Annotated in this window: 7 protein-coding genes; 1 reads left to right on the top strand and 6 read right to left on the bottom strand. The window is 70.5% G+C overall.

The window, feature by feature from the left end:
- The 5 genes from rnr to AC3XYG_RS10035 form a co-directional block, all read right to left on the bottom strand.
- A partial coding sequence (gene rnr, locus AC3XYG_RS10055) for a ribonuclease R (RefSeq protein ID WP_489139689.1) occupies window positions 1–2,112 on the bottom strand: 2,112 nt, incomplete at its 3' end.
- Window positions 2,109–4,793: a type I DNA topoisomerase gene (topA, locus tag AC3XYG_RS10050; protein WP_489139688.1), complete on the bottom strand. Its 2,685-nt coding sequence runs from the start codon at window positions 4,791–4,793 to the stop codon at window positions 2,109–2,111. The genes topA and rnr, both read right to left, overlap by 4 nt.
- Before the next feature lie 78 nt (window positions 4,794–4,871).
- Window positions 4,872–6,008, bottom strand: coding sequence for a DNA-processing protein DprA (gene dprA, locus AC3XYG_RS10045; protein ID WP_489139687.1), 1,137 nt, complete (start codon window positions 6,006–6,008; stop codon window positions 4,872–4,874).
- Between the two features lie 58 nt (window positions 6,009–6,066).
- Complete coding sequence (gene plsY / locus AC3XYG_RS10040) at window positions 6,067–6,711, bottom strand: glycerol-3-phosphate 1-O-acyltransferase PlsY (protein WP_489139686.1); 645 nt, start codon at window positions 6,709–6,711, stop codon at window positions 6,067–6,069.
- A 97-nt stretch (window positions 6,712–6,808) separates the two neighbouring features.
- Complete coding sequence (locus AC3XYG_RS10035) at window positions 6,809–7,267, bottom strand: cupin domain-containing protein (protein WP_489139685.1); 459 nt, start codon at window positions 7,265–7,267, stop codon at window positions 6,809–6,811.
- Between the two features lie 181 nt (window positions 7,268–7,448).
- Between AC3XYG_RS10035 and AC3XYG_RS10030 the strand changes: the two genes are divergently transcribed.
- Complete coding sequence (locus AC3XYG_RS10030; RefSeq protein WP_489139684.1) at window positions 7,449–8,225, top strand: alpha/beta fold hydrolase; 777 nt, start codon at window positions 7,449–7,451, stop codon at window positions 8,223–8,225.
- Between the two features lie 5 nt (window positions 8,226–8,230).
- On the opposite strand, the gene AC3XYG_RS10025 is transcribed toward AC3XYG_RS10030, so the two are convergent.
- Complete coding sequence (locus AC3XYG_RS10025; RefSeq protein ID WP_489139683.1) at window positions 8,231–9,466, bottom strand: MFS transporter; 1,236 nt, start codon at window positions 9,464–9,466, stop codon at window positions 8,231–8,233.
- Between the last annotated feature and the right edge of the window lie 112 nt (window positions 9,467–9,578).

Here is a 9,578-nt window from a genome sequence, read left to right as displayed (position 1 = left end):
GTCGTAGAAGTCGTCGGGCAGGGTCGAGACCGGCACCAGCCCGTCGGCACCCGATTCGTCCAGCTTCACGAACAGGCCGAACTTGGCGACGCCGCCGATGCGGCCGGGCAGGATCGCGCCGATCCGGTCCGACAGCCAGCTGGCGAGGTAGCGGTCGATCGCGTCGCGCTCGGCCTGGGCGGCGCGGCGCTCGGTCACCGAGATGTGGGTGCCGATCTCCTCCAGCCGCGACAGCTCCTCCTCGGTCGCGCCGTCGTCGCCGAGATGCAGCAGCCGGATCAGGCCGCGATGCACCGTCAGGTCGGCATAGCGCCGGATCGGCGAGGTGAAATGGGCATAGCGCGGCAGGGCCAGGCCGAAATGGCCGAGATTGTCCGGGCTGTAGGCCGCCTGGGCCTGGGCCCGCAGCACCATCTCGTTGACCATCGCCTCCTCGGGCCGGCCCGCGGCCCGCTCCAGGATCTGGCCGAACACCCGCGGCCGGATCACCTGGCCGAGCGACAGGGTGTAGCCGAGCGGGGTCAGGAACTCCTTCAGGGATTCGAGCCGGGCCCGGTCGGGCTGGTCATGCACGCGGTACAGCGCGGGCAGGGACTTGTCGCTCAGCGTCTCGGCGGCCGCGACATTGGCCGCGATCATGAACTCCTCGATCAGCTTGTGGCTGTCGAGGCGCGGCCGGATGCCGATCGAATCGACCCGGCCATCCTCGCCGAGATGGACCTTGCGCTCGGGCAGGTCGAGCTCCAGCGTGCCGCGCTTGGCCCGCGCCGCCAGCAGCACTTGATAGGCGCCGAATAGTGGGGCGATCACCGTGTCCACCAGCGGGCCGGTGGTGTCGTCCGGCTGGCCGTCGCGGGCGGCCTGCACCTGCTCATAGGTCAGCCGGGCGGAGGACCGCATCAGCCCGCGGCGGAAGCGGTGCCGCTTCAGCTGGCCGTGCTCGTCGATCCACAGATCGGCGGCCAGGCAGGCGCGATCCTCGTTCGGCCGCAGCGAGCACAGCCCGTTCGACAGCGCCTCCGGCAGCATCGGCACGACGCGGTCGGGGAAATAGCAGGAATTGCCGCGCTCGAAGGCGTCGCGATCCAGCGGCGACCCCGGCGGCACGTAATGCGCGACATCGGCGATGGCGACGATCAGGTGCCAGCCGCCCTGCCGGTCCGGGTCCGGTTCGGCCCACACCGCGTCGTCGAAATCGCGGGCATCGGCGCCGTCGATGGTGACCAGCGGGATCTGGCGCAGATCGACCCGGTCGCCGAGAGCAGCCGGTTCGGCGGCCTCCGCCTGGGCCAGCGCCTTCGGCCGGAACTCGGTCGGGATGCCGGCGGCGTGGATCGCGATCAGGCTGATCGAGCGCGGATTCTCGGCATCGCCATGGCGACCGGTGATGATGGTGCGGCGCGGCCCCAGCCGGTCGGAGGCCTCGACCAGCCCTTCGACCAGCTCGCCATCCTGGGCGCCGGCGGTATCGCCCTCGCGCACCGTCCAGGTGTCGCGGGCGCGCTTGTCGACCGGCACGATCCGGGCCTGGCCGTCACGGCCGCGGCGGAACACGCCGACGACGCGGACATCGGCCTGGTTCTCCAGCCGGCGCATGGTCCGGCCGGTCCAGCTGCCGTCCTCGTTCTCCTCCAGCCGCGACAGCACCCGGTCGCCGACGGCCAGCGCGCCCTGGCCGCGGCCCTCGGCCGCCATGGTGATGCGCGGTGGCGGCTCGTCTTCCTCCCAGCGCGCCGGCAAGGCCACGGCCTCGCCCTCGGCATCGATCGCGACGATGCGCAGCACGGCGACGCCGGGCAGTGCCGCGCCGGGCACCCGCATGCGGCGGCCGCGACGCTTCTCCAGTTGGCCGCCCTCGGCCATCTCCTGCAGCAGCTCCTTCAGCCGCACCCGGTCGTCGCCGGTGACATGGAAGGCGCGGGCGATCTCGCGCTTGCCGACCGTGTCCTCGCGCGACTGCAGGAACTCGACGATCTGCTCACGCGTCGGGAACGGCTTGGCCGCCTTCTTGCCCTTGCCCAGCGGGGTCTTGGCCGGGATGACGGTGTTGCGGATCTTCTTCCGCTTGATCGGCCTGCGGACGGGCGGCTTCCTGTTCGGGGGCTCGTTCACTCGGCGGCCTTGGTCTTGCGCGCCGATGCCGCCGGCTTTTTGGCGGCGGACTTCGCCTTGGCCGGAGCCTTCTTGGCCGCGGCCGCCTTCGGTGCCGCCGCCGGCTTGGCGGCGGACCGTCCGCCGCGACCGCCCTTGACGGGGCCCTTGGCCGCCTTGGCGGCCAGCCAGACCACCGCCTGGTCGACCGTCACCGCCTCGGGCTCGACGCCCCGCGGCAGCGAGGCCATGACCTTGCCGTGCCGGACATAGGGGCCATAGCGGCCGGCGAAGACCTTGATGACCTCGCCACCTTCGGGATGCGGCCCGACGTCACGCAGCGGCTCGGCACTCGCCCGCGCCTTGGCGTTGTCGGCGGCCAGCAGGTCGACGGCCCGGTTCATGCCGATCTTCAGCACATCCTCTTCCGGCGGCAGGTTCTTGTACTTGTCGCCATGCTTCAGATAGGGGCCGTAGCGGCCGATGCCGGCCAGGATCGCCTCGCCCGTCTCCGGGTGCTTGCCGATCTCACGCGGCAGCGACAGCAGCGACAGCGCCTCCTCCAGCGTCATCGCCATCGGGTCCTGGGCCTTGGTCAGCGACGCGCGTTTCGGCTTCTCGCCCTTCTCCGCCTCGTCCTTGGGGCCGAGCTGGGCATAGATGCCGTAGGGGCCCTTGCGGATCGACACCGGCAGGCCGGTCTGCGGGTCGTCGCCCAGCAGGCGCGGCAGGGCCGATTCCTCGGCGCTGCCCTCTTCGCCGGGCATGCCGAGCGGACGGGTAAAGCGGCATTCCGGATAGTTCGAGCAGCCGACGAAGGCGCCGGTGCGGCCCAGCTTCAGCCCCAGCCGGCCCTTGGCGCAGGACGGGCACAGCCGGGGATCGGTGCCGTCGCTCTTCGGCGGGAACAGATGGTCCGACAGGGCCTCGTCCAGCGCCGAGATCACGTCACCGATCTTGAGGTCCTTGGTCTCGTCGATCGCGGCGTGGAACGCGGCCCAGAAATCGCGCAGCACCTGCTTCCAGTCGAGCTTGCCGCCCGAGATGTCGTCGAGCTGCTCCTCCAGCTTCGCCGTGAAATCGTATTCGACGTAGCGCTTGAAGAAGTTCTCCAGGAAGGCGGTGACGATGCGGCCGCGATCCTCCGGGAAGAAGCGCTTCTTCTCCAGCCGGACATATTCGCGGTCCTGCAGCACCTGCAGGATCGAGGCGTAGGTGGAGGGGCGGCCGATGCCCAGCTCCTCCATCCGCTTGACCAGGCTGGCCTCGGTGAAGCGCGGCGGCGGCTGGGTGGAATGCTGTTCCGGCACGGTCTTGCGCCGCTCGACCGCGTCGCCCTTGGCCACGGCGGGCAGGCGCCGCTGGCCCTCAGCCGCTTCCTCGCCGGGGGCGACCGGGTCGTCGCGGTCTTCCTGGTAGACCTTCAGGAAGCCGTCGAAGCGGATGACGGTGCCGACGGCGCGGAACACCGCGGTCTGGGCGCCATCGGCGACATCGACGATGACCTGGTCCAGCACCGCCGATTCCATCTGGCAGGCCATGGTGCGCTTCCACACCAGCTCGTACAGCCGCAGCTCCTCCCGCGACAGGAAGCGGGTCACGTCCTCCGGCCGGCGGGCCAGGTCGGTCGGGCGGATCGCCTCATGCGCTTCCTGCGCGTTCTTGGCGGTCGATTTGTAGACTCGCGGCTGGGCCGGCACATAGGGCTGGCCGTACAAATTGCCGATCGCCTGGCGGGCCTGGGCGATGGCCTCGCCGGCCAGGGTCAGGCCGTCGGTCCGCATATAGGTGATCAGGCCGACCGTCTCGCCGCCGATGTCGACACCTTCATACAGCCGCTGGGCGGTGCGCATGGTCTGGGTGGCGCTCATGCCCAGCTTGCGCGACGCCTCCTGCTGCAGGGTCGAGGTGGTGAAGGGCGGCGACGGGTGGCGCCGCACCTGCTTGGCCTCGACCGCGGCGATGGCGAAGGCCAGCGGGTCGATGGTCGCCACCGCGGCCTTGGCCGTGGCCTCGTCCGGCAGATCGAACTTGTCGAGCTTGCGGCCGTTCAGATGGGTCAGGCGGGCCGTGAACTCCTCGCCCTTCGGCGTGCGGAACACCGCCTCGATGCTCCAGAACTCGCGCGCCCTGAAGCGCTCGATGTCCAGCTCGCGTTCGCAGATCAGGCGCAGCGCCACCGACTGCACCCGGCCGGCGGAGCGCGATCCCGGCAGCTTGCGCCACAGCACCGGCGACAGCGTGAAGCCGACGAGATAGTCCAGCGCCCGGCGCGCCAGATAGGCCTCGATCAGCTCCTGGTCCAGGTCGCGCGGATGGGCGATGGCCTCGAGGATGGCGGATTTGGTGATCTCGTGGAAGGTGACCCGCCGGATCTCGACATCCTTCAGCCCCCGCCGGTCGCGCAGCAGCTGCTGCACATGCCAGGAGATGGCCTCGCCCTCTCGATCCGGATCGGTGGCCAGCAGCACGCGGGTGACGTCCTTGGCGGCGCGGGCGATCTCGTCCATGCGGGACTTGCCGCGGTCGGCCAGCTCCCAGTCCATGGCGAAATCCTCGTCCGGCCGCACCGAGCCGTCCTTGGCAGGCAGATCCCGGACATGGCCGAAGCTCGCCAGCACGGTGTAGTCGCTGCCGAGATATTTATTGATCGTCTTGGCCTTCGCGGGCGACTCGACGATGACGAGGGTCTGGTCTGCCAAAGCGCCACACTCAATCTGTACGTCGGCGCCGCCGGGGGGGCGACGCCTGGAAATCCGCGCACCGCCTGGGGCGATGCGTCAGAGCAGGCTGATCCTGTTGCCGGGCTGGCGCTCGATCCGACCGGCGAGTTCGAGCTCCAGCAGCACGGTCAGCACCACCGGCGGTGACAATTGGCAATCGCGCAACAATTCGTCAACCGCCGTCGGTGTCGGCGACAGGCGCTCCAGCACCTGGGCCAGCACTTCGGCGCGGTCCATATCGGCCTCGGAAGCCCCCGGCACCGGGCCCTGTGCCGCGAAGGACAGCAAGGTCGCAGCCGGTTCGCGCAGCCGCAGCGGGATCGCCTGCGGCGCCAGCGCCTCGATCACATGCTCGGCCGATTCGACCAGGATGGCGCCGCCGCGGATCAGCCGATTGCAGCCCTGCGCCCGGGGATCCAGCGGCGATCCCGGTACCGCCAGCACCTGCCGGCCCTGCTCGGCGGCCAGGCGGGCGGTGATCAGCGACCCCGACCGCAGCGCCGCCTCGACCACGACGATTCCGAGCGACAGGCCGGAGATCAGCCGGTTGCGGCGGGGGAAGTGCCGCGCCGTCGGCTGGGTGCCCAGGGCGCATTCGGCGACCAGCAGGCCGGATTCGGCGATCCGGTCGTACAGCGCGGCATTTTCCGGGGGATAGATGACATCCAGCCCGCCGGCCAGCACCGCCAGCGTGCCGGCGGCGAGCGACCCTTCATGCGCCGCGGTGTCGATGCCGCGGGCGAAGCCGGAGACGACGGTGAAGCCGGCCGCGGCCAGCTCCTGCGCCATGTCGCGGGCGAAGCGCCGGCCGTTTAGCGACGCATTGCGGGCGCCGACCATGCCGACCGTGGGCCGGGCGGCCAGATCGGCGCGGCCCAGCAGCGACAGCATCGGCGGGGCGTCCTCGATCGCGGCCAGGGGCAGGGGATAGTCCGGCTCGCAGGCGGCGACGATGCGGCCGCGCTTGGCCAGCGCGTCCAGCTCACGCCGGATCTCGGCCGGGGCGGGCGGCTTCAGCGCGTTCCGCCGGCCGCCGCGGCGCGACAGCTCCGGCAGCGCCTCGATCGCGGCGCCGGCCGAACCGTACTGGCCGATCAGCATGTGGAACGTCATGGGACCGACGGCATCGGTCCGGGCCAGGCGCAGCCAGTCCATCCGTTCGGCTTCGCTCAAGGTCCGTCGCGGCGTCGTCATGCCGCCAGCTTCGCGGTCGGGTGCCTGCCTGGTCAACCCGGATCGCAGCCGGTCAATCTTAAGCGGGTTTTTTCTGCCCGATCTTCGGCTCGGTGCCGGCCAGCAGCCGCCGGATGTTGGCGTGGTGGCGGATGAACACCAGCACGGCGATGAACAGCGCCAGCCCGGCGCGCGGCAGGTCGGTCCAGACCTGGCCTGCGATCGGCACGCCCGACAGCGCCCAGCCCAGCACCGGCGCCGCGGCGACGGAGGTCAGGGAGGCGAGCGAGGACATGCGGAACAGGAAAGCCATCAAGAGCCAGATCAGGCAGCACAGCACGCCGACCGGCCACATCACCGCCAGCAGGGTGCCCAGCGCCGTGGCCACGCCCTTGCCGCCGTTGAAGCCGAGCCAGACCGGGAAGATGTGGCCCAGCATGGCGCCGCCGCCGGCCAGGACGGCCAGGGTCGGGTCGAAGATGCCGGCGATCAGCACCGCCGCGGCACCCTTGCCGCCGTCCAGCAGCAGCGTGGCCAGGGCCAAGCCCTTGTGGCCGGTGCGCAGCACATTGGTGGCGCCGATGTTGCCGGAGCCGATCTTGCGGATGTCGCCCAGGCCTGCGGCCTTGGTCAGCACCAGGCCGAACGGGATCGAGCCCAGGAGGTAGCCGAGCAGGGCCGCGGCGCCGAGCGCCCAGGCCGAAGAGAGATCGAATGAGGACATGAGCGAATCCGTTCCTGCGCCGCGACCATCATCGCGATTTCCCCGGCGAGGGGGAACGGGGTTGTGTGCCGGCGCGGATCCGCCCTGTCCGATGGTCCTAGCCGATCGGCATCGGGCCGATGACCTGGACGCCGAATTCGGTCCCCAGCGCCCGGAGGTCGATGTCGCCACCCCGGGCGATGATCCGGAAGATGTCCTCGACGCCGCCGGGCGTGCAGGTCACCAGCATGCGCAGCGGGGTGTCGCCACCATTGCGCCAGGCATGGGGGACGTTCCGGACCAGGCTGATGCTCGTCCCCTGCGGGGCATAGAACACCCGGTCGCCATAGGCGATCTGCGCCGTGCCTTCCAGGATCAGGAAATGTTCATCCTCGTTCTTGTGAACGTGCATCGGCGTACCGGTATCGCCGGGGTCCGAGATGATCTCGACCACCGAATAGGCGCCGCCGGTGTCTTCGGCGGCGACGCGGATCAGGCAATGCTCGCCCGGCCGCGTGCCGATCCATTCGCTGTTGCTGCGGGGATCGGTCGACCGTGCCTCGGGTGATGCCGTCATGTTCGCCTGCCTGTATCCGGAAAGGGGACGACACTGGGATAGCCGGGCCGGGCTACGGCCCGATTGCGGTTGCGCCCGATCCGGCTACAGCGGCAACATCGCGGCCGGCTGCGGCAGGCCGCTCTCTTGCGGCCCGGCGGTGTCCGGCCTATTGCACCCTGGTGGCCCGCCCCATCGATGGATGACCCCTGTGGCAAGCTCTCCCGCCGACCTTCCCGTGCAGCATTTTCAGGGCCGCGACGGCGTGAAGCTGGCCTATCGCGAGATCGGCGAGGGGCGGCCGCTGGTGCTGATCCACGGCTATTTCTCGACCGCGACCGTCAACTGGCTGCGCTACGGCCATGCCGCCAAGATCGCGGCAAGCGGCCATCGCGTCATCATGCCGGACCTGCGGGCGCATGGTGACAGCGCCCGGCCGCACGACGCAGCGGCCTATCCGCCCGACGTGCTGGCCGATGACGGCTTCGCGCTGATCGACCATCTCGGGCTGGCCGATTACGACCTCGGCGGCTATTCGCTGGGCGGGCGGACCACGGTGCGGATGCTCGTCCGCGGGGCGACGCCGGGCCGGGCGATCGTCGCCGGGATGGGGCTGGAAGGCCTGGTCGACACCGCCGGGCGCGGCACGCATTTCCGCCACATCCTGACCAATCTCGGCCGCTTCGAGCGCGGCACGCCGGAATGGATGGCGGAATCCTTCCTCAAGACGGTGGGCGGCGACCCGGTGGCGCTGCTGCGCATCCTCGACACCTTCGTCGACACGCCGCGCGCTGAATTGGCAAGGATCGGCCTGCCGGTCCTGGTGCTGTCCGGCGCCGAGGATGACGACAACGGCTCCGGCGAGGCGCTGGCCGACGCGCTGCCGGATGCACGCTACATCGCCATTCCGGGCAACCACATGAGCGCGGTCACCAAGCCGGAGCTCGGCACCGCCATCGCCGATTTCCTGGAAGGCTGATCCGGCTACGCGTGATCCAACCGCTGGATCTTCCGCAACTGGGGGAACCAGGTCGACCACAGCCCGGCGACCACCATGGTGCCGACGCCGCCGATCACCACCGCCGGGATGACGCCGAGCAGCGCCGCCGAGATGCCGGCGCGGAATTCGCCGAGCTCGTTCGAGGCACCGACGAAGACCATGTTCACGGCATTGACCCGGCCGCGCAGCGAATCCGGCGTCCACAGCTGGATCAGGCTTTCGCGGACATAGACGCTGACCATGTCGAAGGCGCCCATGAAGGCCAGGGCGACGATCGACAGCCAGGGCAGGGTCGAGGCGCCGAACACACTGGTGAACAGGCCGAAGCCGGCGACGCAGGCGAACATGATGAGGCCGGCGCTGTCGGCGATCGGCCGGCGGGCCAGCCAGACCGCCGTGATCAGCGCGCCGACGCCCGGCGCCGCCCGCAGCAGCCCCAGGCCCCAGGGCCCGACGTCGAGGATGTCGCGGGCATAGGCCGGCATCAGCGCGGTGGCGCCGCCCAACAGCACGGCGAACAGGTCGAGCGAGATCGCGCCGAGCACGATCTTCTCGCTCCAGATATAGCGGAAGCCGGCGCCCAGGCTCTCCCAGCTCGCCGGTTCCGGCACGCTCTTCTGCGCCGGCCGCGGGATCAGCGCGACCAGACCGACCGCCACGGCCATCAGCACCGCGGCGCAGGCATAGGGCGCCTCCGGCGCTAGGCCGTACAGCAGGCCGCCGATCACCGGCCCGGTGATGGTGGCGATCTGCCAGGAGGAGGAGTTCCAGGCGATCGCGGTCGACAGCTCCGCCGTCGGCACCAGATTGGGCAGCAGCGACTGCACGGCCGGGCCGAGGAAAGCGCGGGCGATGCCGAAGCCGGCCAGGACGGCGAAGATCGGCCAGACCCGGTGGTCAGCGCCCATGGTCAGCGCCAGCAGCGCCAGGGCGCACAGGATTTCCAGGACGATGCAGATCGCCATGATCTTGCGCCGGTTGAACCGGTCGGCGACCGCGCCGGTGACCAGCACCAGCGCCAGCGAGGGCAGGAACTGCACCAGCCCGACCAGCCCCAGGTCGAACGGGTCGCGGGTCAGGTCATAGACCTGCCAGCCGACCGCGACGCTGACGAACTGCACCGCGAAGGTCGCGATCAGGCGCGAGGTCCAGTAATAGGCGAAGCCGCGGTGGCGGAAGATGCTTCCGGACGCGGCGGGCGAAGGGTCGTCGTCGGTCATGGGGGCGGCGCTGCTGCTGGGGCCGCCGACCATAGCGGCTGATCGCCCCCGGCGAAACCGGGTCGCCGCGATGGCTGCCCTGATGGGATGGTCCCGTGGTTAAATCCGTCCA

The sequence above is a fragment of the Inquilinus sp. genome (genome assembly GCF_057815775.1).
This window is presented reverse-complemented; position numbering and strand designations above follow the sequence as displayed.